Annotated in this window: 1 protein-coding gene and 2 pseudogenes; all 3 read left to right on the top strand. The window is 71.1% G+C overall.

All coding sequences use genetic code 11. The features are described from left to right. A pseudogene (locus tag IH54_RS0138685) lies at positions 1 to 108 on the top strand (roadblock/LC7 domain-containing protein); the annotation flags it as partial. 120 nt (positions 109 to 228) lie between these two features. Beyond that, complete coding sequence (locus IH54_RS0138680) at positions 229 to 642, top strand: DUF742 domain-containing protein (protein WP_031526299.1); 414 nt, start codon at positions 229 to 231, stop codon at positions 640 to 642. Further along, positions 623 to 799: pseudogene (locus IH54_RS44185) on the top strand (ATP/GTP-binding protein); the annotation flags it as partial. The gene IH54_RS0138680 and the pseudogene IH54_RS44185, both read left to right, overlap by 20 nt.

Below are 799 nucleotides of genomic sequence, written 5' to 3'. Positions count from 1 at the left end.
TGCGACATCGGCCTCGTCGGCTACGAAATGGCCCTGCTCGTCGACCGCGCAGGCACCGTACTCACCCCCGACCTCAGGGCAGAACTGCAAGGCAGCCTGATGCAGTAGCCCGCTGCCGACGCGGGCGCGCGGACCTCCCTCCGCCGCCCGCGCCACCGTCCGACATCCCGCCGCACGTTCCCGTTTTTCCGCACCGCGACACGCACTGCCCGGACACGGAGGACCCTCATGACCCCGCCACCCGCCTCGCCGGGCCAAGGCCCGTACGGCGCGTCACACCACGCGCCGTACGGAGTGGAAGGCGACCAGCCGCTGGTGCGGCCGTACGCCATGACCGGTGGCCGCACCAGGCCCCGCTACCAGTTGGCGATAGAGGCGCTGGTGAGCACCACCGCCGACCCGGTGCAGTACGCGGGACTGCTCCCCGAGCACCAGCGGATCTGCCACCTGACGCGCGAGATCAAGTCGGTGGCCGAGATCTCCGCGCTGCTCGCCATCCCGCTGGGCGTGGCCCGGATCCTCGTGGCCGACCTGGCCGAGGCCGGCATGGTGGCCATCCACCAGCCCGGCAGCGGCGAAGCCGGCGGTCAGCCAGACGTGACACTGCTTGAGAGGGTGCTCAGTGGACTTCGGAAGCTCTAGAGCACAGCCGCAGCCGTCGTACGGCACGCAGTCGGCGCGGTCGACGACCTCCGCGAAGATCGTCGTGGCGGGCGGCTTCGGCGTGGGCAAGACCACGTTCGTCGGCGCCGTCTCCGAGATCAACCCGCTGCGCACCGAGGCCGTCATGACCTCCGCG

This window comes from Streptomyces sp. NRRL F-5123 (assembly GCF_000721495.1).
In the GTDB taxonomy this organism is placed as follows: Bacteria; Actinomycetota; Actinomycetes; order Streptomycetales; family Streptomycetaceae; genus Actinacidiphila.
The sequence above is the reverse complement of the archived record's forward strand: the minus strand, read 5'-3'. Positions and strand labels throughout refer to the sequence as shown.